Below are 23,201 nucleotides of genomic sequence, written 5' to 3' on the forward strand. Positions count from 1 at the left end.
CGGAGGCCCGATCATGAAATTCGATCAGAAAAATCCACCGCGGCGATTTGAAGTCGGCTACGAGCGCAAAGGCACGATCAGCGATTGCGGCACCATGCATCTGGCGCCTGATGAACAGATAACCTTTGTCACAGACAGCGGCAAAGAATATGACGTCACCCGGAAATCCTGGGGCTTCTACGCTACGCCTTCGCTCAACGGGCGGTTGGCCGGTTTTGATCTGCGCGCCGTGCTGGTGAAGAACCGGGTGGACCGCTATTTCGTCATGCTGGTCGAACGCGGCCATGAGGCCGGCTTCCAAGATTATGTTGACGCCGAACCGTTGCAGATCATCACCTGGCTCGACAGCCTGGAAGCCCTGCAGGTCCTGGATAACAAGGTCGGCAACAATGTCTGATCTGCGCCCTGCACGCTGCCCCATCTCCGGCCTCACCGCCGCGCAGCTAGTCTTCCGATATGACACGCCCCCGGCTGGTGAAGTCGGGTTCAAGCGGGTTGCCGGCGAAGCCTATCGCCGTGAAGTCTGGCAATTCGAAGGGTCGCGTCACTACGTCTCCCGCCACGCCATGACAGTGGCAACCGATTACACAGGCGACTATGCCACCGCGACTTACGGCGATGCGGCAGGCATGGAGAAGACCTTCCAGCGCATCATCAATCTGCCATCCGAACGCTCGGACAATGCCCACCGCATCCGTTGCGTTCAGGATTTTGCAGAGCGCCATTTTCCAACTGACACGACCCCACACCTCCTGGATATCGGCGCTGGCCTGGGTGTTTTTCCCTATGCCGTAAAGAAAGCCGGCTGGAAATGCACCGCCCTCGATCCTGATCCGCGCGCAGCTCAGCATATCCGGGATGTCGTCGGCGTCGATGCGATCTGCGGCGATTTCAACACCCATCCCGACATGGGCCACTATGATATCGTGACGCTCAACAAAGTTCTGGAGCATGTCGATGACCCGATCGCCATGCTGCGCCGCGTGCATGACGTGCTGGCGCCCGGTGGTTTTGTCTATATCGAACTGCCCGATGGCGAGGCCGCCGCCCGGGCCGGTGCGGGACGCGAGGAATTCTTCATTGAACACCTGCATGTCTTCAGCATGACGTCCTTGTCCATGCTGCTCGACCAGGCTGGCTTCATGCCCCTACGACTAGAACGCCTGCAGGAACCGAGCACGAAATACACCTTGCGGGCTTTCTGCAGTCGTCGGCCGGCCTAGGCCGGCTTCACGCCCACGATGCGCATATCACGAGGCTCGCGCAGCTTGAACTGCGCCGGTTCCTGCCGCACGTCAATGAAACCCGCTTCCGTCAGCAGCGCCGCCAGACTCTGGGGCGTATAGCCCCAGCAGTGATTCATCAGGGGATCGCGCCAGCGCGGATCGCCATAGAAAACCCACATGCTGCGCTGGCCTTCCGGCCCGGGGCCGGCAGCCAGGGCCGGATTTTCAACCAACTCGAGTGCGGCACTCAGCAGATTGGGGCATTCCAGGATGATCTTCCCGCCCGGTTGCAGTACGCGACGCCAGTCCCGCAGCACATCGGTTACTTCCCAGCGCCAGATATGCTCGACGACATGCACGGCCATAACTTCGCTGGCGATATTCTCGGCAAAAGGCAGCGGCTTGGTGATATTGCACTGAACATCCACCGCTCCGCCCTGCCCACGTGAAGCCAGGGCATCGCAATTGATATAGTTTGGCAGGATTTTGTCGCCACATCCCAGGTTGAGGCGCACGCCCTGCGGCGGTGCCATCGGGGATGCCGCACTGCCGCTGTCACGCGCCGCATTGAACACGGCGAGCCATTGTCTGGCCACCGCCGCAGGCGAGAACTGCGCCTCGACCTGGGCTTGACCGGCGACGATGCGCTGGCAGGATGCTGCATTATCGCGTTCGGCACGCTGCAGGCCCGCCGCGAGTGAATCTGCCATGACAATTCCAGCATCAAAGGCAGCATAGGCCGGCATCGGGCCGGTCACCACCAGTCGGCCGGCACGCAGGGCCTGCATCAGACGGCTGGCGCTACGAATGCGGCCGCGCTCATCGGCAGAAGCCGGCAACACAACGACATCGCCATCGGCAATTGCCGTGTGACAAGCCGGTTCACTCCACTCCGTGACCGACACGATCATGCGGCCGCCGGTAACCTCTTTCACGCGTAGCAAGGATTCGATCAGCGGCGAAGGCAGATTGCTGACAATAGCCAGGCTGAGCGGACGCTCCTGGGCATAGATGACCAGATCCGACAACAGCGCCGAGACCTCACCCATATCGCCGGCGTCATCAGTCCAGACCAGGCGGAGCGGCCGGCCGGCCAAGGGTGCGAACCGAGGTTCGCCAGCCGCCTCCATATAGGGATCATTGACAATAAAGGCGTTTCGACCGGCCTCCTTCGCCAGGCTCACCAGTCCTGGCGAAGCTGTGCTCACTGCGTCGGCCTGCTGCATCAGCTGACGCATCATATCCGTGGCTGTGAAATAACTGTCATGGGCATCGACCACGACCTTGGCGCCAAGCGCCTTGGCCCAACTGATCGCCAGTGTTGCCGCCGGGATCGCCGGCAGCACAACGATATCCGGCGCCGCACCATCACAAGCCTTGGCCAGTGCTTCGGGGGTCAGACTGGCCAGGTCCAGTGAAGCGATGCCTTTGCCGGTCAGGCGATAGCGCGGCAAGGCAGCACCAATCAGCCAGCAGATGTTCAGGTCCTGCATCTCATCTCTCCCGGCACGCAGCCGTCTTCCAATCACTCATGACACACCGTCCAGGAGGGTAGCAACCCCACGTCGCAGGCCATCCTGCCACGGCGGCAATGTCACGCCGAATACGGTGGCGGCTTTTGTCGTATCGAGCACCGACCAGGCCGGCCGCCGGGCCGGCGTGGGGTATTCAGCCGTCGTGATGGGCCGGACGGGAACGGACCGGCTGCCCCGTGCCGCCGTCTCCATCATGATCGCCGTGGCGACCTCCCACCAGCTCGCCTGGCCGCTGCCGGCCAGATGAAACACACCCCTCATGGCGGAAGCCGATGGCGCGGTCTTGCATTGTGCCATGGTCAGCAGCGCGTCCGCCAGATCGGGCGCATAGGTAGGCGAGCCCTGCTGATCGGCAACGACACGCAGTTCGTCGCGTTCCGCCGCCAGTCGCAGCATCGTGCGAACGAAATTGGTGCCATGCGGGCTGTGCAGCCAGGCCGTTCGTACAACGATGGCATCGGGATGCCGCGCCAGCACCAGCTGCTCGCCTTCCAGCTTGGAGCAGCCATAGACGCCCTGCGGGTTGCAGGCATCGGTCTCGCGATAGGGCACAGAGCCCGTACCATCGAAGACATAATCGGTGGAGACATGGATCAACGGCAGGCCCTGCGCTGCGCAGGCCCGCGCCACGGCAGCCGCCCCGTCGCGATTGATCGCAAAGGCAGCCTCCGGTTCGGTTTCGGCCTTGTCGACCGCCGTATAGGCCGCTGTATTGATGACCAGAGCCGGGCGCATGGCAGTCAGAGCCGGCGCGAGACCGTCGGGGGCAGTGAGGTCGATCTGCGCACGGCCGATGTAGGTGACGTCCAGCGCCGGCCGTCCGGCCGCCATATCGGCCAGAGCCCGGGCCAGTTGCCCGTTCTGACCGATAACGGCGATCCGCAGCGGAATCGTATCAGGCACCGGCGCCATTCTGCGATGTGATCAGTGGCGGTAACGGGAAATACGGCGGCAGGACCTTGGCGTCGCGCAGCAATGGCGCGGCAAGATCCTTGGGCGCGATGACGGGATTGGAAACACCCCAGTCGATGCCGATCGCTGGATCGTCCCAACGGATCGCATGTTCGCAATTCGGATCATACGGCGCGGTGCACTGATACAGAAAATCGGCGCTCTCGCTCAGCACGGCAAAGCCATGGGCGAAACCGGGCGGAATCCAGAGCTGCCGGTGATTGTCTCCCGACAGGATGGTACCGGTCCATTTGCCGAAGGTGGGTGAGTTCTTGCGGATATCGACAGCGACGTCGAAGACCTCGCCGGCCAGTGTGGTCACCAGCTTACCCTGGGCATGCGGCTCCTGGTAATGCAGGCCGCGCACCACCCCCTTGCCCGAGCGTGAGAAATTCGTCTGCACCGAAGGCACGCCAAGACCGTTGTTCAGGTAACGCGGTGCGTTCCACAGCTCCTTGATGAAGCCACGGCTGTCGCTGAATGCGCGCATTTCGATGATGAACACGTCAGGCAGGTCAGTAGCGAGGATACGCATCGTCGGCTTGTTCCTTCTGGCCGGGCAGTGTTCCGGCCTCGGCAGTATAGTCCCCGGGCCTGACCGGAGGGTTAATTGGCTGAGGCCAGCAGTTGCGGCGCCAGCTCCCGCCAGCGCCGTCCGACGGCAGTCGGGCTGAAATGATCGGCGACATGGGTCTGCCCGCGCTCCAGCTTGGCCGCCATCGCGGCCGGATCGGCCAGGGCCGTCGCCACGGCGCGCGGCAGATCGCGGTCCAGGCCGATGAAATCGCCAAGCGGCAGATAACTGTCGATCGGATGCGCCACCACGGCCCGGCCGGCATACAGGGCCTGCAGGGCGCGGTTGTTGCTCTTGCCGCGCGACAACATGGAATCCACATCAAAGGGCAGCACCACCAGATCGCAATCCGCCAGCGCCGCCTCCAGCGTCGGCACCGACCACGGAATGAGCCGGATCGGACGCTTGTCTCCCCGGGTCAGATGGCCATCGACTGCTTTGGGCAACGGTTCGCAGACCAGCGTCATGCTGGTCGGCCGCATCGCCTCGATCTGCGCCAGATCCTTGTTGAGGAAAAGCTGCATGGCTGGAATATGCGATCCCATCATGCCAAACCACAGCAGTTTCAGCTCGTCGCCGGGCGCAAAACGAGCCAGCTTTTGCTCGACTTCCACGACGTCATCGATAACGAAGACCGGCAGCTTCCCGCGCAAGGCAGCCCGCATCAGTTCGGCCAGGCTCTCGGTGGGTGCCGTCACGGCATTGCTGCGGGCGAAGATGGCATCCAGCATCAGGCGATAGTTGTCTGCGGCTTCCTGTCCAAGGTCGCGGATCGCATGCTGGGTGAATTCCGGTGTGAATTTGAAATCGGATACATCGATCGCAATCACCCCGCCGCGAGCCCGCACCCGATCCATATTATCGAGGAAGACGGAGATGATCGGATAAAGCTGGGCGATCTCGACCTTGGGCTGGTGCAGCACCAGCAGATCGATCTCGGCGTTAAATCCGGAACGGAAGAGATCGGTATAGGAAATGACTTCGGCTTGCACACTATCCTGCCGCAGCGCCTCGGCCGGGATCAGGGCGCGATAGCGGGCGCTGGCCAGCACGCCGCTCCCCGCCGCCAGCGCTTCCGGCATGATATTCGCTGCAAAAACCACCCGCATGATGCTGTTCCCGTACGTCTGGGTCCCAGCATGCCCGGGGAAGGTAGCCAGATCGTTAATTCCGCCCGGAATCAGAGCAAAACTAGTGGCTTACTCGGCCGGATGCGGGTCCCTCGCCGCGCCAGCGCCAATGGCCTTCCGCTCGCGCGCCAGCAGCGTGTAGGCGGTCGGGACGACGAACAGCGTCAGCAGGGTGCCGAGCAGCAGACCGCCCACGATCACCAGACCGATCTGGTTGCGGCTTTCAGCGCCGGCGCCGACAGCCATCGCCAGGGGAAGCGCCCCCAGCACCATGGCAGCCGTGGTCATCAGGATCGGGCGCAGACGCAGCGACGCCGCTTCGATCACGGCTTCCAGACGGCTGCGGCCCTGTTCCTGGAGCTGGTTGGCGAATTCCACGATCAGGATGCCATTTTTGGTGATCAGGCCCACAAGCGTCACCAGGCCGACCTGGCTGTAGATATTCATGGTGCCGCCGCCAAGCTTGAGCGCCAGCAGCGCGCCAGTCATGGAGAGCGGCACAGTGAGCATGATGATAAACGGATCGATGAAGCTCTCGAACTGCGCCGCCAGCACGAGATAGATGAACAGCAGTGCCAGTACGAACGTCAGGAAGATGTCGCCGGCAGCCTGCTTGAACTCACGCGACGCGCCGTTGTAATCGATCTGAACACTGCCGGGCAGCACTTTGCGCGCGGCTTCCTCCAGTTGGGCCAGTGCCTCACCCTCCGAATAGCCGGGCGCCACGTTGGCGGTGACATCGGCAGCGCGCAGCTGGCTCATGCGGGTCAGTTCGCGGGCCGTCAATGACTCGCGCACGTCAACCAGGTTCGACAGCTGCGTCATCTGGCCGTTGCCGCCGCGCACGTAGATCTTGGACAGGTCTTCCGGGGTAGTTCGCTCGATATCGGCGACCTGCACGATCACGTCATACTGCTTGCCGTTCTGCTTGAAGCGCGTGACCTGCCGACCGCCCAGCATGGTTTCCAGCGTGCGGCCGATGGTGTCGACCTCGACGCCCAGGTCGGCGACCTTGTCGCGATTCACCGCCACCTTGATCTCGGGCTTGTTCAGCTTCAGGCGCGTGTCGACGTTGGTCAGCGCCGGATACTTCGCCGCCTCCTGCATCACCAGACCAACGAGCCGGTTCAGTTCGCTGTAGTCCATGCTGCTTTCCAGCACGATCCAGACCGGCGGGGAGCGCAGATTCTGGCCCAGCGATGGCGGGTTGTTGACGAAGCCCTGCACGCCGGCGAGTTCGTTGAATTTCGGCGTCAGTTCGGTGGTGATGGCCTGCTGCTTGCGATCGCGGTCGTCCCAGTGCTTCAGGCGTGTGAAGGACACGCCCTGGGACACGATGGGATTGCCCGAAACGACAAAGCGCGCCTCGGCCTCAGGCACCTTCTCCATGATGGCTTCCACCTGGCGGGCATACTGCTCCATGTAATTGATGGTGGCGCCCTCGGGCCCGTTGAAGCTGCCAATGACCGTACCGCGATCTTCCACCGGCGACAGTTCCGGCTTCAGGGTGAAGAAGAGGAAATAGCTGCTGCCAGCAAAGAGGATGCCCGTCAAGATCACCGCCAAACGGGCATGCAACGACCGGCGCAGCAGGCGGGTATAACCCTCGGTCATTCCGTTGAGCCCGCGCTCGACCAAGTTGAAGAGATAGCCATGCTTGGCTTCATGCTTCAGCAGGCGACCGCACATCATCGGGCTGAGCGTCAGCGCCACAAAACCGGAGACCAGCACCGCACCGGCCAGAGCCCAGGCGAATTCGGTGAACAGGCGGCCCGTCGTGCCGCTCATGAATCCGATCGGCGCGTAGACCGCCGCCAGCGTCAGTGTCATGGCCACGACGGCAAAGCCGATTTCCTTGGCGCCCTTGAAAGCGGCCGGCAGCGGCTCCATGCCATCTTCGATATGGCGGTAGATGTTTTCCAACACCACGATGGCGTCATCGACCACCAGGCCGATGGCGAGAACCATGGCCAGCAGGGTCAGCGTGTTCACCGTGAAGCCCATCGCATACATGATGGCGAAGGCGCCGAGCAGCGATGCAGGAATGGTGACCACGGGGATCAGCGTGGCGCGGAAGTTGCGCAGGAAAAAGAAGACCACGGCCACCACCAGGATCACGGCCTCGCCGATGGTGTGATAGACCGAGTTGATCGAGGCGCGGATGAACACCGAGGTGTCATACGCGATTTCCGCCCGCATGCCTTCGGGCAGATTTTCCAGAATGCTGGGCAGTGCGTCACGCACGCCTTCGGAAATGTCGAGCGGATTGGCCACCGCCTGCTTGACGATGCCGATCGAGACCGCCGGCTTGCCGTTGAAGCGCACGCTGATGCGTTCATCCAGCGGGCCGAGCTCGACGCGACCGATGTCGTTGATGCGGACAGGGTAGCCGTTCACTTCCCGCACGATGATGGCGCCAAACTGCTCCGGATTCCGCAGATCGGTTTCCGACAGCACGGTGAATTCCATGTTGCGGCTTTCGATGCGGCCGGCCGGCACCTCGACATTCTGGCGGCGCAGAGCGTTTTCCACATCCTGCGGCGTCAGGCTGTAGGCGGCCAGACGCGCCGCATCCACCCAGACGCGCATGGCGTAGCGGCGCTCACCGAAGATGCGGGCTTCAGACACGCCGGTGACCGACTGCAGACGGTCCTTCACATAGCGGTCGGCGAAATCGGTCAACTCCAGCGAGGAATGCCGGTCGGATGAGAAGGCGATGTAGAGCACCGGCTGGGCGTCGGCCTCCACCTTGGAAACCACCGGCTCGTCGATCTCTGTCGGCAGCTTGCCGCGCACACGGCTGACGCGGTCGCGCACGTCATTGGCGGTCGACTCTGCGTCGCGCGCCAGCTTGAAACGCACCACCACGTTGCTGGTTTCCGGACGGGTGATGGAGCGAACGAAGTCGATGCCTTCGATGCCGGCGATGGATTCCTCCAGCACGCGTGTCACCTGGCTTTCGATGACCTCCGCGCTGGCACCGCGATAAGTGGTCTGCACCAGCACCACCGGCGGATCGATGTTGGGATATTCGCGCACGGTAAGGCGCGTGAAGGCGACCAGGCCGATCAGCACCACCACGAGGCTGAGAACCGTGGCGAAGACCGGACGCTCGATGCAAAGATCGGAGATTTTCATGGCGTCACGAGCCCTTCATCTCGGAGGCCCGCACCGCCTGGCCGTCGCGCAGCTTCTGCGCGCCTTCCGAAACGATGCGATCTCCCGGCGTCAGGCCCTCGACGATCTCGACCTCGCCGCCGCGGCGCAGACCGGTGCGGACCTTGGTCTGGCGGGCCTTGCCGTCGATGACCCGGAACACGTAGATGTCGCGGCCGGCCGGCATCAGCGCGGTTTCCGGTACCAGGATGGCATTCTGGCGGTCTTCGACGATCAGGGTGACGCGGGCAAACATGCCCGGGCGCAGCTGCTTGTTCGCATTGGGCAGGCTGGCGCGCAGGATGGCGGCACGGCCGCCCGGATCGAAGGCCGGATCGACGGCATAGACCTTGCCGTCAAAAACCGCATTCGGGATGGCATCCAGCCGCACGCGCACCGGCTGGTCGACCGCGATCAGCGCGGCATGGATTTCCGGGATGCGGAAATCGACCTTGAGCTGCTCGACGCTTTCGATATTCACCATCGCCTGGCCGGGATTGACGTAGTCGCCGACGCTGATCGAGCGCAGGCCGGCGATGCCGTCGAAGGGCGCGAGGATGGTGCTCTTGTCGAGCGTCGCCTGGGCCAGCGCCAGCATGGCCTCGTCATTGGCCAGCTTGGCGACCGCCTCGTCATGGGCGCGCTGGGTGCCGGCGCCCTTGTCGTAGAGTTCCTTGGCGCGGCTGAAGTTGGCGCGGCTGAGCACGATGCTGGAGCGGGCCTGGGCCACCTGCGCGCGCGCCACGGCGGCATCCAGGCGCACCAGCGGCGCACCACGCTTCACCGGCTGGCCTTCGTCGAACAGGATGTCGGTGACGCGGCCGGAAATCTCGGGCCGCAGGATCACCGATTCATTGGAGCGCAGGCTACCGACCGCATCGAGCTGCTGGCGCACCGCGCCGATGATCACCGGCTGGATCGCGACCGGCGTGACATTCGGCGCGGCGGCGACCGTGGCCGAGGCACCGGCGAACTTCGCCTTGATCTGCGGCCCGAACGCCCACGCACCGATACCGCCGGCCACAAGCACGAGGCCGGCCCAGACAAACGCCTTTTTCATCGTAAATCCCATCCCCCGACTATACCCCGGCCGCGCCTTATCCGGCGGGCGCTCTGCTCCGTACAGAGAAAATACGGGCAGCCGGTGCTGGGGTCGAGGCCGAACCAATTTGGGAGGGGAATATAAGGGCCTACCGACAAGCCCCGGGGGCGGGAAACCGCCATTCGGCCTGAAGCCTGGGAAATGGTGCACCCGACAAGATTCGAACTTGTGACCTCTGCCTTCGGAGGGCAGCGCTCTATCCAGCTGAGCTACGGGTGCACGGCGGCCATTTCGGTCGGCGGGACCATACAGGAGCGTCCCGGCCCAGGCAAGACGGCGCCGACGACCGAAAACCGGGGCATCCTACGGGAATCCTTGATGAATCCTAGCCACGATACCCGGACCGGCCTTCGCAGGCAGCCGAACCTGCGCCCTGCTTCGTTTTCCTTCCTTTCGCTTCGTTTTGGTTCGTTTCAGTTCGTTTGGCTTCGTTTGCGTTCGTTTCGGTTCGTTTGAGTTCGTTCGAGTTCGTTTGAGTTCGTTTGAGTTCGTTCGAGTTCACTGGCGCCCACTACGGTCCACCAGGGTCACGGGCCCATCCGGGCGACCGCAAGCCAGGACGCTCTCCCGGATACAATCAGATATAAGAACATAGAGTGAACATAAAATCAAGCCGAAAAAGCCGGTTTCCCGGCGATACGGGACTATAGGACGCTCACCGCCGGGCGGTGACCAGCCAGTCCCAGGGCTTCAGGTGTTTCAGCGCCGGCGTGGGCTTCACGCCCTGGCTGGGCCAGGAATATTCGACGCGCTGGATTTTGCAGCGGCTGAACCCGAGCCCCTTCAGGGCCGCCAGCAGTTCGCTGCGCGTGTAATGCTTGGTCGGCACGCCCTCGATGCTGACGGCGCGTGCGCCGCCCTCCTTTTCGTGCGGATCGGGCCCGATCACGATATCGGAATGCCCGCGCTCCGCGCGTTCCAGCAGCTGCGCCGACTGCAGCGCCGGCACCACGAGGATCAGCGCGCCGCCGGGCTTCAGCAGGTCGTAGGTCGAGCGCAGGATGCCCAGCCAGACCTTGCGCTTTGGATGCAGCGCCGTGTTGACGCAGAGCACGGCATCGAAGCGGCCGCGAAACTGTTTCGGTGTCTCGCCCGCCACCGACAGGGTGATGGTCTTCTGCGCGCGGAAACGACGCTGCGCCAGCTTGATGCAGGCGGCCGAATGATCGAAGCCATGCACGCGCGTGAACAGGCGGCTGAGCATGGGCAGGTAGACGCCGATGCCGCAGCCGAAATCGGCAATCGATGCACCATCGAAGGCAGCAGCCTTCAGCGCCGCCGTGATGACGCGTTTGCGGTCATGCTGCAGCGAGTTGAAAATCTCGTCGGTCCATTGCGGCGCGACGCGATCCCAGTGTTCGCTCTCCTGCCCCTGCATCACGGCGCTTTCACTGCGGTCCATCGACGCGATCCGATTCCGGTTGGGATTCCACTGAATCCGTTATCCGGTGATTCGCAGCCCACGCCAAGGCCGAATCGGGTCAGGGCCGAGTCACACGAGGGTGAAGCCCCGTCGTCGCAAATGTGAACTGGAACCCCATCGCATGGCTGCTAGCCTGCGCCGCACGAGTCGCACGCCGCCATGACTGCGGCCGATCAGGGGAGAGATGAATGTTCCTGCAGACCATCGCGGAGAAAGACGCCACCGGCCGCATCGCCGAGATTTATGCCGAAGAGAAACACCGCTTCGGCTTCCTGATGGCGGCGGACCAGTGCTTCACCGCGCGGCCTGACCTGCTGCCGCTGTATATCGATTTCTACAAGGCGATCCGCGCCGGCTTTTCGCTCGATCTGCGCGCCTGGCGGCTGATCACGCTGATCGCGGCCAAGCATGTGCCCTCCACCTACTGTTCGCAGGTCTACAGCAAGATGCTGATCAAGGACCTGGGATCGAAGGAAGCCGTGCTGGCGGTGCATCGCGATTTCCGCAGCGCCGGCCTGGCCGCAAAAGACGTGGCGATGCTGGCCTATGCCGAACAGGTGGCGATCAACGCTTCGACCGTGACGCAGGCCGATATCGATGCCCTGCGTGCTGTTGGCTTCAATGACCGTCAGATCTGCGACATCGCCTTCTGCGCCGCATGGCGCTGTTTCTACAGCCGCTTCATCGACGCCATGGGCGCGATGCCGGAAGCCGTCTTCATCGACGAGGACGAGGCCTTCAGCAGCGCGATGACGGTGGGCAAGGCGATTTAGGCGGCGTATCGGTGTAGTTGAGAATGGTCGGGGCCACAGCGCTCGCAATGCCCGCCCGTTCCAATGCCTGTCTGTTCCTCGAACAACCGGCAAAGCGCACATTCACAAGTCCATACAGGCAACGATCTGTAATCTTTGGCCTACCTCGAAATATTAGCTCGACTTACCGCTATAGGGGCGTATCTCTCAAGGCCAGTCCTACAATCCGCAGGCCGTATGAGACGCTCGCCATGATGCCGTCCGTCCAGCCACTGCTTTCATCCTCGAAAGAGGAAGAGCGGCGCATGGCTGCCGTGCGCCATCACGACATCCTCGATACTCAGCCTGAAACAGCCTTCGATCATATCGCGGCGATGGCGGCCGACCTGCTGTCTGCGCCGATAGGAATGATCAGCATCGTCGATGAGGATCGCGTCTGGTTCAAATCGCGGCATGGCATGGCCCTGCAGCAGATCGGCCGCGAACCCGGCCTCTGCGCCTCGGCCATCCTGCAGACGCGGCCCTGGCTGGTCTCGGATGCCGAGGCAGACTTGCGGGCGATGGCGCATCCGCTGGTCACCGGCGCGTTCGGCCTGCGCTTCTATCTCGGCATTCCCCTATGCAGCGCCGATGGCAGCAATATCGGCGCGCTCTGCGTCATGGACCACAAGCCACGCAGCGTGACCCGCCGCCAGATCGCCAGCCTGAGCAGCCTGGCGGCCGTCGCCATGGACCAGCTCGACCTGCGCCTTGCCGCCCGCCGCGCCGCCACGGCGCTGTCCGAGGTTGCCGCCGACAAGGAAAAGGCACTGCGCCTGGCCGCCACCATGGCCAACGAGATCGACCACCGGGTGATGAACAGCCTGCAACTCGTCTCCGGCCTACTGTCGATGCAAAGCCGCAGCCATAGCGACGACGATGTGCCGACACAGCTGAAACAGGCCGCCGGCCGCGTCGCGGCCATCGCCAAGGTGCACCAGCATATCTACCTGAGCGAAGGCATCGAACATGCCGATGTCGCGCAGTATCTGCAGCGCATCTGCGACGACCTGTCGGTGATGCTGCGCGCCACCGGGCGAGGCGAGATCGCGGTCAGCGGCGCCGGCGTGAAACTGCCCACCGCGCGCATCGTCGCCATCGGCCTGATCATCAACGAGCTGGTGACCAATGCGATCAAATACGGCAAGGGCAAGGTCTCGGTGTGCTTTGCCGATACCGAGACCGGCTACACGCTGTCGGTATCCGATGAGGGCCCCGGCCTGCCCGAAGACCAGATCGCCGAACCAACGCGCGGATTCGGCATGAGGGTGATCCGGCTGCTGGTCAAACAGCTCCACGGCAACCTCACGACCGGCCCGCAGACCGATGGCCGCGGCCTGGCCATCACCATTGCCTTTCCGCGGGAGATCGCCCTGACTCGCGGCTGACCTGCCATCGCCCTTCCCTCTGCCGTCGCGACCGGAACTATGCGGCGGTGAGAGGGTTCACCTGTTATGCGCCGTCACTGTTCCGGCGCCCGGAGTACTGTATTGCCGCCCCTCACCATAATCGATCTGGCGCCCCGGACAGATGATCTGCCGGCAGGCATCGCCACGGCCGACAGCCGGGTTCCTGTCATCGCCGGCGTTCTGACCAGTACCGGCTATGCCCTGATGCAGGCCGCAGGCGCGGACGAGGCACCGCATTGCATCCTGCTGGTGGAGGATGATCTGCTGATCCGCCTCACCACCACCGATTTCCTGGAAAGCTGCGGCTATACCGTGCTGCAGGCCGAGGATGCCGCCGAAGCCATGGCGAGCTTCGATCACGCCATCACGATCGACCTCGTCTTCACCGACCTGCAGATGCCCGGCGACATGGATGGCATCGGCCTGGCCCGCTGGGTGAAAACCCGGTATCCCGCCGTCCCGGTGATTGTCACCTCCGGTGTCGTGGCGGCCTGCGACGATGATATCGGCCCGATGATCCGCAAGCCCTACGACCTGGATGTGGTGCACCAGTGCATCCAGGAGGCCTTGCGCAAGGCCGGAGAAGAGCCACCGGTTTAGGCAGGACGACAGTGATGGGAAGGCGACTTGACCTCACAAGTTGCCGACGGCTTTGGCCACCCAGACGGAAATGAAGCCCAATCCGAGCAAAACTTGAACAGCCGACATAATTTCAGTCGCCAGATGATCGGGCTTTGCCCGCCAATATCCAAAGAGCGTCTGATTCCCAAGACTGAGCAAAAGATAATGTACTTCGGCAACATATCCATTGCTGCTCGCATCTTTGATCATGCCGGGCCAATGCCACTCCATTAACGCGTAGAAAAATGCAAAGAGAAAGACGAAGAGGGCATAGAATTCCATCAACTGCAGAAGGGTCAGAGAATTCTGGCGCGCCTGTTCGAATAACGTGAGCGACAGCAAGAACGTTACCCCAATCCACAGAGCTGTAGAAAGCTTATCTAGCCCCCCATTCTTCCGCAGCCAACTGCGCGCCTCACTACGAAACGATTTAAAGCTTCTCCACTCCCAGAGCTTCCATTTCCACACGAAAGCAATTTTCGCTGGGCCCGTGGGTATAGGGCTAGCCGCCCAAATAAACAGGAACGAGACAACATAATAGAGGACAATAAATCTCCAGGTCCAAAGCAGGATAATGTCCAGATAAGGCATGATACCCCCGCCATGCGATTCTATTTTCGCAAGCGTACAGGCTCTTTCACCAATTCCCAATTTTGAAAATTATACTGCCTGCGTATTGAATGCGGCGAAACACACACCCGTAATCAATCGCCGCTTTTCAGGCCGCGCGGCTGCGCGTCAGCTCAAGGAACAGGTCTTCCAGGTCGGCTTCCTGGGTCGAGAGATCGACGATCTCCAGACCCGCGCCCTGCACCAGCGCCAGCACGCGCGGGAACGGCTGCTCGCTGGGACGATAATGCAACCGCAGGCGACGCGGCCCCAGCAATTCAGGACTTAAACTCGCCAGCGAGGCCGGCACGGCACCCAAATCGGCGCCCAGCGTGAGGATCACGTCCTTGCGGTCGAGCTTCGACAACAGCGCCGGCGTTTCGCCCTGCGCCACGATGCGGCCGTGATTGACGATGGCGATGTGGTCGCACAGCGCCTCGGCCTCTTCCAGGTAATGCGTCGTCAGCACGACCGTCACGCCTGACTTGTTCAGCTCACGGATATAGGCCCAGAGCTGCTGGCGCAGTTCGATATCGACGCCAGCAGTGGGCTCATCCAGCACCAGAACCGGCGGCGCATGCACCAGCGCCTTGGCCACCAGCAGGCGGCGACGCATACCGCCCGAGAGCGTGCGCGCATAGGCCTGCGCCTTGTCCGACAGCCCCATGGCGGCGAGGATTTCGGCGGTGCGGCGCTCAGCCCTCGGCACGCCGTAGAGGCCAGCCTGGAATTCCAGCGCCTCTTCCGGCGTGAAGAAAGGATCGAGGTTGAGTTCCTGCGGCACCACGCCGATGGCGGCGCGCGCCATCCGGGTATCGCTGTCGATGTCATGGCCCCAGACCATGGCCTGGCCGCTGGTCTTGCGCACCAGGCCGGCGAGGATGTTGATCAGGGTCGACTTGCCCGCGCCATTGGGACCGAGAAGGCCGAAAAAACTGCCGCGTGCGATATCCAGCGACACGTTATGCAGCGCCTGCTTGGCCTTGGCGCCATGGCCGTAAATCTTCACCAGATCGCGCACCGAAATGGCGGCATTCCGGTCCGGAGCGGAGTCGGCGGGCTGGGCGTCTGACATGGTGTTTTGGGCCTGAAAGGCTGGCGTGGCGAGCGGCCCTGCGGTAGGTATCACCAGATGCTTGGCGGGTCAATTTGCCCGCCCGAACTGACCCGCCCATGACCTTGGCAAGACCAGCCTTCCGGAGACGCCCCATGCAGGCCACCAATCCCTCCTCTGCCCCCGAGACGATCACCGTTGAAAGCCCGGTCATCGCCTGCGATGGCGGCGGCGGCGCGCTGGGCCATCCGCGCGTCTATCTGAACATGGGTGAAAAGCACCAGATCGACTGCCCCTATTGCGGTCGCCTGTACCTGCTGAAGGAAGGCGCCGGTCACGGCCATTAAGGCCGGACCCCTGTCGTAATGGCTGCGAACAAGCATCGCCTCTACCTCGTCGACGGCTCGGGCTACATCTTCCGCGCCTATCACGCCCTGCCACCGCTGACGCGCAAATCCGACGGCATGCCGATCGGCGCCGTCTCCGGATTCTGCAACATGCTGGCAAGCCTGCGCGACAAGGCCGAGCATGACGAGGCGGTCAGCCATATGGCCGTGATCTTCGATGCCGGCCGCGAGACTTTCCGCAGCGAGATCTATCCCGAATACAAGGCCAACCGCAGCGAGACGCCGGAAGACCTGATTCCGCAATTCGCCCCGATCCGCGAAGCGACACGGGCTTTCGGCCTGCCCTCCATCGAGAAGGCCGGCTTCGAGGCCGACGATATCATCGCGACCTATGCCCGCATCGCTAACGAGGCCGGCATGGAAGTCTGCGTCGTGTCATCCGACAAGGACCTGATGCAGCTTGTCCGCGACGGCGTGGGCATGATGGACCCGATGAAGGACCGCAGCATCGGTCCGGCAGAGGTGATGGAGAAATTCGGCGTATCGCCCGACAAGGTGATCGACGTGCAGGCGCTGGCTGGGGATTCCACCGACAATGTGCCCGGCGTGCCCGGCATCGGCGTGAAGACCGCGGCCGAACTGATCAATACCTATGGCGACCTGGAAACGCTGCTGGCCCGCGCGGGCGAGATCAAGCAGCCCAAGCGCCGCGAGACATTGCAGACCAATGCCGACAAGGCGCGCATCTCCTATCAGCTGGTGAAGCTGAAGGATGACGTGCCGATGGAACTGGGCCTGGACGACCTCAAGCTGTCGCCGGTGGAATGGCCGAAACTCTCGGCCTTCCTGAACGAGATGGAATTCCGCACGCTGACCAGCCGGATCGAAAACCGGCTGAAGGCACGCGGCACGGATACGTCAGGCGGTGCGCCCCTGCTTCAGAGCGGGGGTGTTACAGCCCGTCCGTCTCAGCCCAGCGCGCCGGTGGCATCCTCGCATCGCGCCACCACGCCGATCGCCTTTGCTGGCGAAGGCGGCCCTGAACAGCCGCCGGTCAGCCGTGATCATTACGAACTGGTGCAGGACCTGGGCGCGCTGCAGCGCTGGATCGCGCGCGGCTTCGAGGCCGGCATCATCGCCTTCGACACCGAGACCACCGATCTGTCTCCGACCAAGGCCAATCTGGTCGGCATCAGTCTGGCGGTGGCGCCAGGCGAGGCCTGCTACATCCCGGTCGGCCATATCGCGCCGGGCGGCGGCGGGCTGGACTTCTCGGGCGATGGCGCGATCAAGCAGCTCTCGGTGAAAGAGGCGCTGGATGTGCTGAAGCCTCTGCTCGCCGATCCGGGCGTGCTGAAGATCGGCCAGAACATCAAATACGACATGGCGGTGCTGAACAGCCATGGCGTCGAGATCGTGTCCTACGACGACACGATGCTGATCTCCTATTCGCTCGATGCCGGCAAACACGGCCATGGCATGGATGAACTGTCGCAGCGGCATCTGAATCATACGCCGATCAGCTATGACGAGGTGACCGGCACCGGCAAGGCGCGCATCTCCTTTGCCGAAGTCGCGCTGGACAAGGCGCGCGACTATGCCGCCGAAGACGCCGATGTGACGCTGCGGCTCTATCACGTGCTGAAGCCGCGGCTGCTGGCCGAGAAGCAGGTCACGCTCTACGAGACCATCGAACGGCCGCTGCCGGCCGTGGTCTGCGCCATGGAATGCGCCGGCATCAAGGTCGATCCCGCCGAACTCAACCGCCTGTCGGCCGATTTCGCGCAGCGCATGGAGACGTTTGAGAAGAAGGCGCATGAGCTGGCCGAGGAAAGCTTCAACATCGGTTCGCCCAAGCAGCTGGGCGAAATCCTGTTCGACAAGATGAAGCTGCCCGGCGGCAAGAAGGGCAAGACCGGCGCCTACTCCACCGGCGCGGAGGTGCTGGAGGAACTGGCGGCCGAGGGCCATGAACTGCCGCGCGTGGTGGTGGACTGGCGCCAGCTGGCCAAGCTGAAATCGACCTATGCCGATGCGCTGGTCGCCTCGATCAACCCCAAAACAGGGCGCGTGCACACCTCCTTCTCGCTCTCGGCCACGAATACGGGCCGCTTCGCGTCGTCCGACCCCAACCTGCAGAACATTCCCGTCCGCACCGAGGAAGGCCGCAAAATCCGCAAGGCCTTCGTCGCCGAGGCGGGCCACAAGATCATCTCCGCCGACTATTCGCAGATTGAGCTGCGCATCCTGGCGCATATCGCCGATATCGGCACGCTGAAGGATGCCTTCCGCGATGGCGTCGACATCCATGCACTGACCGCCAGCCAGGTGTTCAGCACACCGGTCGAAGGCATGGACCCGATGGTACGCCGCGCCGCCAAAGCCATCAACTTCGGCATCATCTACGGCATGAGCGCATTCGGTTTGGCGGCCCAGCTCGGGATTCCGCAGCGCGAGGCGCAGAGCTATATCGAGGCCTATTTCCAGCGCTATCCGGGCATCCGCGCCTATATGGACAACACCAAGAAGCAGGTGAAGGAACAGGGCTTCGTCACCACGCTCTATGGCCGGCGCGTGCATTTCCCCAACATCAACTCCAAGAATCCCGCCGAGCGCAATTTCCTCGAACGCGCCGCGATCAACGCGCCGATCCAAGGCTCGGCCGCCGACATCATCAAGCGCGCCATGGCCAAGCTGCCGGCCGCCATCGCCGCCGAGGGCCTGAAGGCGCGCATGCTGCTGCAGGTGCATGACGAACTGGTGTTCGAGGCGGCGGATGCGGAAGTGGATGGCCTGATCAGCGTGGCCAAGCGCGTGATGCAGGATGCAGCAAAGCTCGACGTGCCGCTGACGGTGGAAGCCGGCGTCGGCCTGAACTGGGAAGAGGCGCATTAGGCGCCTCGCCTGTTTCCGCTTTATTCGAATACCGGCCGGAAGAAGCTGCGCTCGTAGCGGCGGAAGCATTGCGTGCGCGCGTAGAAGGCCATGGCAGCCTTGCATTCCTCATCCTGTGCCGCCGCCTTGCGATAGGCCTCGTAAGCAGCCATCGACGGGAAGCTGAAGGACGCCAGCGCAATGTCGCTCGCGCCTTCGGACGGCATCAGATAGCCGTGATGGGTGCCGCCCAGCTTGTTGACCAGCCGGATCCACATCTTCCCGTATTCCTCGAAGGCCGCCAGTTTGTCGGCATCGACTTCGTAGCGCAGGAAGCAGGTGATCATTTCTTTTCTGCCACACAACGATCGACAATCGCGCCGCAGGGCTCCATCACCTCGCGGCCGGTCGCCGTGCGGCCGCGGAATTCCAGCGCGGTCACGCGGTTGTTCTGCAGGATGAAGGTAGCTTCGCAATAGCGGAAATAGTCGGTCGCCATTTCACCGCGACCCGACGGCGAGAAGCCGACCTCGGTCTGCACCGTGGCCGAACGGCTGGTCTCGCGGAAATAGCTCCAGATATCGGCGCCGTTCTCGCGGTTGAGCGCGGTCGGCTGGCCGGCGCAGCTTTTCAGCTGGTCGCCGCTGATGCCCAGCAGTTCGGTGCGGGCGCGCTCGGCCTTGTGTTCCAGCGGAGAACTGCAGGCCGCCAATGCGGCGGCGACGGTGAGGAGCGACAGAATCTTGTGCATGAGATGCAGTTTGCCGCAACGCAGAAGGCTGGTCAAATCTCCTTGGCAAACCTTAGCCTGCAAAGGTTCACCCGTTGTCCGGACCCGCCCTTTCCGATAAACCGGACGGTAACCAGGAGGACCCGAGATCATGGCCGGAACCGTCACCGTAAAGCCGGACAACCTGCGCGCCGCCGTGCGTCATATCTGCCTGGCCGGCGGCAGCAACGAGCGCGAGGCCGCCCTGGTCGCCGACAACCTGGTGCTGGCCAACCTGACCGGCCATGACAGCCACGGCGTCGGCATGCTGCCGCAGTATATCCTCGCCGTGGTGGAGAAGCGCCTGACCATCAATCAGTCGGTCACGGTGATGAGTGACGCCGGCGCAATCCTCAATCTCGATGGCGGCATGGGCTATGGCCAGGTGATCGGTCATGAGGCGATGGAGCTGGGGATTCGTCGCGCCCGCGAAACCGGCGCCTGCATCGTGAGTTTGCGCAACAGCCACCATATCGGCCGCATCGGTCATTGGGGCGAGCAATGCGCCGCGGCCGGGATGGTGTCGACGCATTATGTGAATGTGGTCGGCCGCCCGGCACTGGTTGCGCCTTTCGGCGGCGCCGATGCGCGCTTCGCCACCAATCCCTATTGCTGCGCCATTCCCGCCACCGAACCCGGCGGTGAGCCCATCGTGCTCGACATGGCGACCAGCCGCATCGCCATGGGCAAGGTGCGCGTCGCCATGAACAAGGGCGAGCAGATCGCCACCGGCACGCTGATCGACGCCAAAGGCGGGCCGACGACGGACCCGAAGACCATGTTCAATTCGCCGATCGGCGCCATTCTCGCTTTCGGCGAACACAAGGGCTATGGCCTCGCCGTGATCGCCGAACTGCTGGCCGGTGCGCTGACCGGCGGCATCACCATGCATGACGGCAGTTGGGCCAAGAACACCATCACCAACAACATGCTCTCCATCATCATCGATCCGGCAAAGCTCGGCGGCGCTGATACATGGAAGGCGGAGACGGCGGCTTTCGTCGACTGGGTCAAGAAATCGCCGCCGGGCGCGGGCAGCACTGGCGTGATGGTGGCCGGCGAGCCCGAGCGCAAGTCGAAGGCCAAACGAAACACAGACGGCATCCCAGTGGACGACACCACCTGGAAGGAAATCATTGCCGCTGGCGAGTCCGTCAAGGTCTCGGCCAGCCAGACCAATACAGCAGCGGGGCTCGCCTGACATGAGCAAGGACGACAATATCCAGATGGCGGCGCTGCGATTGCGCGACGCCACCGAAACCGGCAAGGCCTGCGCGCCGATCCGCGACCTGTTCTCTGAGATGGATCTTGTCTCGGCCTATGCCGTGCAGGCAGTGAACCGCGATCACTGGCTGAAGGCCGGCCGCCGCGCCGTGGGTCGCAAGATCGCGCTGAGCGCCAAGGCGGCGCAGAAATCGCTGGGCCTGAAAGAGCCGGCCTTTGGCATGCTCTATGCCGACATGCTGCTGGGGGATGGCGATGAGGTGGCTGTAGGCCGCGTGCTGCAGCCGCGCGTCGAGGGCGAGGTCGCCATCGTGCTGGAGCGCGACCTGGTGATGGAGCAGCCGACCCTGGCCGATATCTATCGCGCCGTGGGCTACTGCGTCACCGCGATTGAAGTCGTCGGCAGCCGCATCGCCAATCTGGATGCCAAGACCGTCGACCTGATCGCCGACAATGCCAATGGCGGGGCCTTCGTGCTGGGCAACCCGGTGCGCAAGCTGGACGGTCTCGACCTGCGCCGCATGGCCATGAGCATGACCAAGGGCGGCCAGACGATTGCCGAGGGCACCGGCGCGCTGGTCTACGGCAATCCGTTGCATGCGCTGACCTGGCTGGCTGGCCGCATGGTGGCTGACGAGATGCCGCTCAAGGCCGGCGACGTGATCATGACGGGGACCTATTTCCCGATGCAGCCTGCCAGCCCCGGCGACCAGTTCGAGGTGATCGCCGAAGGACTCGGTCGCTGCAGCATCAGCTTCGCCTGACGGGACAGACAGATCATGCGCGCGATCGAACTGCAAAGCTTCTCGGTCGGTGCGCTCAGGATGACCGAACGCCCCGACCCCACACCCGGGCCGGGCGAAGTGCTGGTGCGGGTGAAGGCCGTGTCGCTGAACTTCCGCGACTGGCTGATGGCGCAGGGCGCCTATAACCCGAAGCAGAAGCTGCCGCTCATCCCGATCTCGGACGGCGCCGGCGAGGTGATCGGCACCGGTGCCGGCGTCACGGCATTCAAGACCGGCGACCGCGTGCTGGGGCATTTCTTCCCGGCCTGGCAGAGCGGCGAACCCAGCGTCGAGAAATTCTCGGTCTCCATGGGCGGGCCGCTGGATGGCTGGCTCTGCGAGCAGCGCATCTATCGCGCCGAAGCATTAGCACATATCCCCGACCACCTGACCTATCAGGAAGCCGCCGCGCTGCCTTGCGCCGCGCTGACCGCCTGGAGCGCCATCGTCACCCTCGGCCGGGTACAGCCGGGCGAGCGCGTGCTAATCCAGGGCACCGGCGGCGTGGCGCTGTTCGCGTTGCAATTCGCCAAACTCGCCGGCGCCGAGGTGATCATGACCTCGTCCAGCGACGAGAAGCTGCTGCGCGTGAAGGCGATGGGCGCCGACCACGGCATCAACTACAAGACCGACCCGCAATGGGGCCGCACGGCGCGCGGGCTGACCGGTGGCGCGGGGCTGGACCATATCGTGGAGCTCGGCGGCGCCGGCACGCTGATGCAGTCGATCCGTGCCATCCGGCCCGGCGGCTTCATCGCCATGATTGGCGTGCTGTCCGGGCCCAGCAACGACCTGCAGATTCCGCTGGTGGTGATGCAGCAGCTGCGGCTGCAGGGCGTGACGGTGGGCGCGAAAGACGGCCTCGATGCCATGCTGCGCGCTATGGCGCTGGCGAAGCTGCATCCGGTGATCGACAAGAGCTTCGATTTCTCGGAAAGCGGCGTACACGCCGCCTTCAATCACATGGGTGGCGGCAGCCATTTCGGAAAAATTATCGTAGACCTCGGCTGATCTCGCCCCTAGGGTGCGGCGCATGCGCGTCGCTCTTTATACCTTCGGCATTTTCGCCAGACCCTCGGCCGATCCGGCCAACGACAGTTTCCACGCCCGCAACGACATCAACCTTGCGGCCGCAGAAGCCAGCGAGGGCTTCATTGCTCGCTCGGGCTACGACAGCGATCCCGGCCCTGCCAGCTGGGGCGCGCATGCCTATCCCCGCTTCTATACCGGCAGCGATACCTATTCGCCGTCCACGCTGTCGCTGTGGACCGACCTGGAATCGCCCATGGCCTATACCTATAGCGGCATTCATGCCGCAGCGCTGTCGCGTGGCCGGGACTGGTTCCTGAAACCCGTCCTGCCGCCGCTCAAGCCCGCATGGCCGCCCTATGTATTGTGGTGGGTGGGTGGTGCTCATACGCCGGACTGGCAGGAAGCCGTCGCCCGGCACGAACACCTGCATGATCACGGCCCCACGGCCCATGCCTTCCATTGGCAGCAGCCCTTCGACGCCGATGGCAGGCCGACGAGCATCAACCGCGACCTTGTTCGCCGCAGGTCTGACATAAACCGGTCGCATCACGCGGCAAGTGCGCCTCCCGGCCAGAAAGACTGAAGCCTT

At 63.4% G+C, this 23,201-nt stretch carries 22 protein-coding genes and 1 tRNA gene; 11 read left to right on the forward strand and 12 right to left on the reverse strand.

Annotated elements, in window-relative coordinates:
• Window positions 1-13 precede the first annotated feature (13 nt).
• Window positions 14-397, forward strand: coding sequence for a hypothetical protein (locus tag AC1RRE_RS15470; RefSeq protein ID WP_492982087.1), 384 nt, complete (start codon window positions 14-16; stop codon window positions 395-397).
• The gene (locus AC1RRE_RS15475; RefSeq protein ID WP_492982088.1) at window positions 390-1,223 is read left to right on the forward strand and encodes a class I SAM-dependent methyltransferase; all 834 of its coding nucleotides are present in this window, start codon (window positions 390-392) and stop codon (window positions 1,221-1,223) included. The genes AC1RRE_RS15470 and AC1RRE_RS15475 overlap by 8 nt, the downstream gene beginning before the upstream one ends.
• Here AC1RRE_RS15475 and AC1RRE_RS15480 read toward each other — a convergent pair.
• The 8 genes from AC1RRE_RS15480 to AC1RRE_RS15515 form a co-directional block, all read right to left on the reverse strand.
• Complete coding sequence (locus tag AC1RRE_RS15480) at window positions 1,220-2,719, reverse strand: methyltransferase domain-containing protein (protein WP_492982089.1); 1,500 nt, start codon at window positions 2,717-2,719, stop codon at window positions 1,220-1,222. The genes AC1RRE_RS15475 and AC1RRE_RS15480 overlap by 4 nt on opposite strands.
• A 36-nt stretch (window positions 2,720-2,755) precedes the next feature.
• Window positions 2,756-3,664, reverse strand: coding sequence for a dTDP-4-dehydrorhamnose reductase (rfbD, locus tag AC1RRE_RS15485; RefSeq protein WP_492982090.1), 909 nt, complete (start codon window positions 3,662-3,664; stop codon window positions 2,756-2,758).
• The gene (gene rfbC, locus AC1RRE_RS15490) at window positions 3,657-4,247 is read right to left on the reverse strand and encodes a dTDP-4-dehydrorhamnose 3,5-epimerase (RefSeq protein ID WP_492982091.1); all 591 of its coding nucleotides are present in this window, start codon (window positions 4,245-4,247) and stop codon (window positions 3,657-3,659) included. The genes rfbD and rfbC overlap by 8 nt, the downstream gene beginning before the upstream one ends.
• A gap of 71 nt (window positions 4,248-4,318) precedes the next feature.
• The gene (locus tag AC1RRE_RS15495; protein WP_492982092.1) at window positions 4,319-5,395 is read right to left on the reverse strand and encodes a glycosyltransferase; all 1,077 of its coding nucleotides are present in this window, start codon (window positions 5,393-5,395) and stop codon (window positions 4,319-4,321) included.
• 90 nt (window positions 5,396-5,485) lie between these two features.
• Complete coding sequence (locus AC1RRE_RS15500) at window positions 5,486-8,554, reverse strand: efflux RND transporter permease subunit (RefSeq protein WP_492982093.1); 3,069 nt, start codon at window positions 8,552-8,554, stop codon at window positions 5,486-5,488.
• Window positions 8,555-8,558: 4 nt separating this feature from the next.
• A complete protein-coding gene (locus AC1RRE_RS15505) occupies window positions 8,559-9,632 on the reverse strand; it encodes an efflux RND transporter periplasmic adaptor subunit (RefSeq protein ID WP_492982094.1) in 1,074 nt (357 codons plus the stop codon).
• A gap of 184 nt (window positions 9,633-9,816) precedes the next feature.
• Window positions 9,817-9,893: transfer RNA gene (locus AC1RRE_RS15510), tRNA-Arg, on the reverse strand.
• Window positions 9,894-10,329: 436 nt separating this feature from the next.
• Entirely contained in the window at window positions 10,330-11,076 is a 747-nt protein-coding gene (locus AC1RRE_RS15515; RefSeq protein ID WP_492982095.1) for a class I SAM-dependent methyltransferase, read from the reverse strand.
• 209 nt (window positions 11,077-11,285) lie between these two features.
• On the opposite strand from AC1RRE_RS15515, the gene AC1RRE_RS15520 reads away from it, so the two are divergent.
• The 3 genes from AC1RRE_RS15520 (at window position 11,286) to AC1RRE_RS15530 (ending at window position 13,897) form a co-directional block, all read left to right on the forward strand.
• Window positions 11,286-11,870, forward strand: a complete 585-nt coding sequence (locus AC1RRE_RS15520; RefSeq protein ID WP_492982096.1) for a carboxymuconolactone decarboxylase family protein — start codon at window positions 11,286-11,288, stop codon at window positions 11,868-11,870.
• A gap of 230 nt (window positions 11,871-12,100) precedes the next feature.
• Window positions 12,101-13,276, forward strand: a complete 1,176-nt coding sequence (locus tag AC1RRE_RS15525; protein WP_492982097.1) for a sensor histidine kinase — start codon at window positions 12,101-12,103, stop codon at window positions 13,274-13,276.
• 102 nt (window positions 13,277-13,378) lie between these two features.
• Complete coding sequence (locus AC1RRE_RS15530; protein WP_492982098.1) at window positions 13,379-13,897, forward strand: response regulator; 519 nt, start codon at window positions 13,379-13,381, stop codon at window positions 13,895-13,897.
• 33 nt (window positions 13,898-13,930) lie between these two features.
• Here the strand turns inward: AC1RRE_RS15530 and AC1RRE_RS15535 are convergent, their stop codons facing one another.
• On the reverse strand, window positions 13,931-14,509 hold the full coding sequence (locus tag AC1RRE_RS15535) for a hypothetical protein (protein WP_492982099.1): 579 nt from the start codon (window positions 14,507-14,509) through the stop codon (window positions 13,931-13,933).
• 127 nt (window positions 14,510-14,636) lie between these two features.
• Complete coding sequence (locus tag AC1RRE_RS15540; protein ID WP_492982100.1) at window positions 14,637-15,602, reverse strand: ABC transporter ATP-binding protein; 966 nt, start codon at window positions 15,600-15,602, stop codon at window positions 14,637-14,639.
• 134 nt (window positions 15,603-15,736) lie between these two features.
• Here AC1RRE_RS15540 and AC1RRE_RS15545 point away from each other — a divergent pair, with 134 nt between their 5' ends.
• Both AC1RRE_RS15545 and polA read left to right on the forward strand, forming a co-directional pair.
• Window positions 15,737-15,928, forward strand: a complete 192-nt coding sequence (locus tag AC1RRE_RS15545; RefSeq protein WP_492982101.1) for a zinc-finger domain-containing protein — start codon at window positions 15,737-15,739, stop codon at window positions 15,926-15,928.
• An 18-nt stretch (window positions 15,929-15,946) separates the two neighbouring features.
• Entirely contained in the window at window positions 15,947-18,823 is a 2,877-nt protein-coding gene (gene polA / locus AC1RRE_RS15550) for a DNA polymerase I (RefSeq protein WP_492982102.1), read from the forward strand.
• Window positions 18,824-18,843: 20 nt separating this feature from the next.
• Here polA and AC1RRE_RS15555 read toward each other — a convergent pair whose 3' ends face one another.
• Together AC1RRE_RS15555 and AC1RRE_RS15560 are read right to left on the reverse strand one after the other, a co-directional pair.
• Window positions 18,844-19,149 carry an NIPSNAP family protein gene (locus AC1RRE_RS15555; protein WP_492982103.1) on the reverse strand — a complete coding sequence of 102 codons (306 nt, stop codon included), beginning with the start codon at window positions 19,147-19,149 and terminating at the stop codon, window positions 18,844-18,846.
• Window positions 19,146-19,589: a hypothetical protein gene (locus AC1RRE_RS15560; protein WP_492982104.1), complete on the reverse strand. Its 444-nt coding sequence runs from the start codon at window positions 19,587-19,589 to the stop codon at window positions 19,146-19,148. Before AC1RRE_RS15560 ends, AC1RRE_RS15555 begins: the two co-directional genes overlap by 4 nt.
• A 94-nt stretch (window positions 19,590-19,683) precedes the next feature.
• On the opposite strand from AC1RRE_RS15560, the gene AC1RRE_RS15565 reads away from it, so the two are divergent.
• From AC1RRE_RS15565 to AC1RRE_RS15580, 4 genes are read left to right on the forward strand one after another with little or no spacing between them, the layout of a single operon-like run.
• Complete coding sequence (locus tag AC1RRE_RS15565; RefSeq protein WP_492982105.1) at window positions 19,684-20,772, forward strand: malate/lactate/ureidoglycolate dehydrogenase; 1,089 nt, start codon at window positions 19,684-19,686, stop codon at window positions 20,770-20,772.
• Window position 20,773: 1 nt separating this feature from the next.
• Window positions 20,774-21,559 (forward strand): 2-keto-4-pentenoate hydratase, encoded by a 786-nt coding sequence (locus AC1RRE_RS15570; protein WP_492982106.1) that lies wholly within the window; start codon window positions 20,774-20,776, stop codon window positions 21,557-21,559.
• Between the two features lie 15 nt (window positions 21,560-21,574).
• Entirely contained in the window at window positions 21,575-22,591 is a 1,017-nt protein-coding gene (locus tag AC1RRE_RS15575) for a zinc-dependent alcohol dehydrogenase family protein (RefSeq protein WP_492982107.1), read from the forward strand.
• A gap of 22 nt (window positions 22,592-22,613) precedes the next feature.
• Window positions 22,614-23,195, forward strand: coding sequence for a DUF3291 domain-containing protein (locus AC1RRE_RS15580; RefSeq protein ID WP_492982108.1), 582 nt, complete (start codon window positions 22,614-22,616; stop codon window positions 23,193-23,195).
• Window positions 23,196-23,201 lie beyond the last annotated feature (6 nt).

This window comes from Ferrovibrio sp. GW821-FHT12D07, assembly GCF_058807275.1.

Coding starts and splice junctions, on each gene's coding strand:
- AC1RRE_RS15470 (WP_492982087.1), top strand. CDS start 14: ATGAAATTCGATCAGAAAAATCCACCGCGGCGATTTGAAGTCGGCTAC.
- AC1RRE_RS15525 (WP_492982097.1), top strand. CDS start 12,101: ATGATGCCGTCCGTCCAGCCACTGCTTTCATCCTCGAAAGAGGAAGAG.
- AC1RRE_RS15570 (WP_492982106.1), top strand. CDS start 20,774: ATGAGCAAGGACGACAATATCCAGATGGCGGCGCTGCGATTGCGCGAC.
- AC1RRE_RS15500 (WP_492982093.1), bottom strand. CDS start 8,554: ATGAAAATCTCCGATCTTTGCATCGAGCGTCCGGTCTTCGCCACGGTT.
- AC1RRE_RS15575 (WP_492982107.1), top strand. CDS start 21,575: ATGCGCGCGATCGAACTGCAAAGCTTCTCGGTCGGTGCGCTCAGGATG.
- AC1RRE_RS15535 (WP_492982099.1), bottom strand. CDS start 14,509: ATGCCTTATCTGGACATTATCCTGCTTTGGACCTGGAGATTTATTGTC.
- AC1RRE_RS15520 (WP_492982096.1), top strand. CDS start 11,286: ATGTTCCTGCAGACCATCGCGGAGAAAGACGCCACCGGCCGCATCGCC.
- AC1RRE_RS15505 (WP_492982094.1), bottom strand. CDS start 9,632: ATGAAAAAGGCGTTTGTCTGGGCCGGCCTCGTGCTTGTGGCCGGCGGT.
- AC1RRE_RS15480 (WP_492982089.1), bottom strand. CDS start 2,719: ATGCAGGACCTGAACATCTGCTGGCTGATTGGTGCTGCCTTGCCGCGC.
- AC1RRE_RS15565 (WP_492982105.1), top strand. CDS start 19,684: ATGGCCGGAACCGTCACCGTAAAGCCGGACAACCTGCGCGCCGCCGTG.
- AC1RRE_RS15495 (WP_492982092.1), bottom strand. CDS start 5,395: ATGCGGGTGGTTTTTGCAGCGAATATCATGCCGGAAGCGCTGGCGGCG.
- AC1RRE_RS15515 (WP_492982095.1), bottom strand. CDS start 11,076: ATGGACCGCAGTGAAAGCGCCGTGATGCAGGGGCAGGAGAGCGAACAC.
- AC1RRE_RS15475 (WP_492982088.1), top strand. CDS start 390: ATGTCTGATCTGCGCCCTGCACGCTGCCCCATCTCCGGCCTCACCGCC.
- rfbC (WP_492982091.1), bottom strand. CDS start 4,247: ATGCGTATCCTCGCTACTGACCTGCCTGACGTGTTCATCATCGAAATG.
- AC1RRE_RS15545 (WP_492982101.1), top strand. CDS start 15,737: ATGCAGGCCACCAATCCCTCCTCTGCCCCCGAGACGATCACCGTTGAA.
- AC1RRE_RS15555 (WP_492982103.1), bottom strand. CDS start 19,149: ATGATCACCTGCTTCCTGCGCTACGAAGTCGATGCCGACAAACTGGCG.
- AC1RRE_RS15580 (WP_492982108.1), top strand. CDS start 22,614: ATGCGCGTCGCTCTTTATACCTTCGGCATTTTCGCCAGACCCTCGGCC.
- polA (WP_492982102.1), top strand. CDS start 15,947: ATGGCTGCGAACAAGCATCGCCTCTACCTCGTCGACGGCTCGGGCTAC.
- AC1RRE_RS15540 (WP_492982100.1), bottom strand. CDS start 15,602: ATGTCAGACGCCCAGCCCGCCGACTCCGCTCCGGACCGGAATGCCGCC.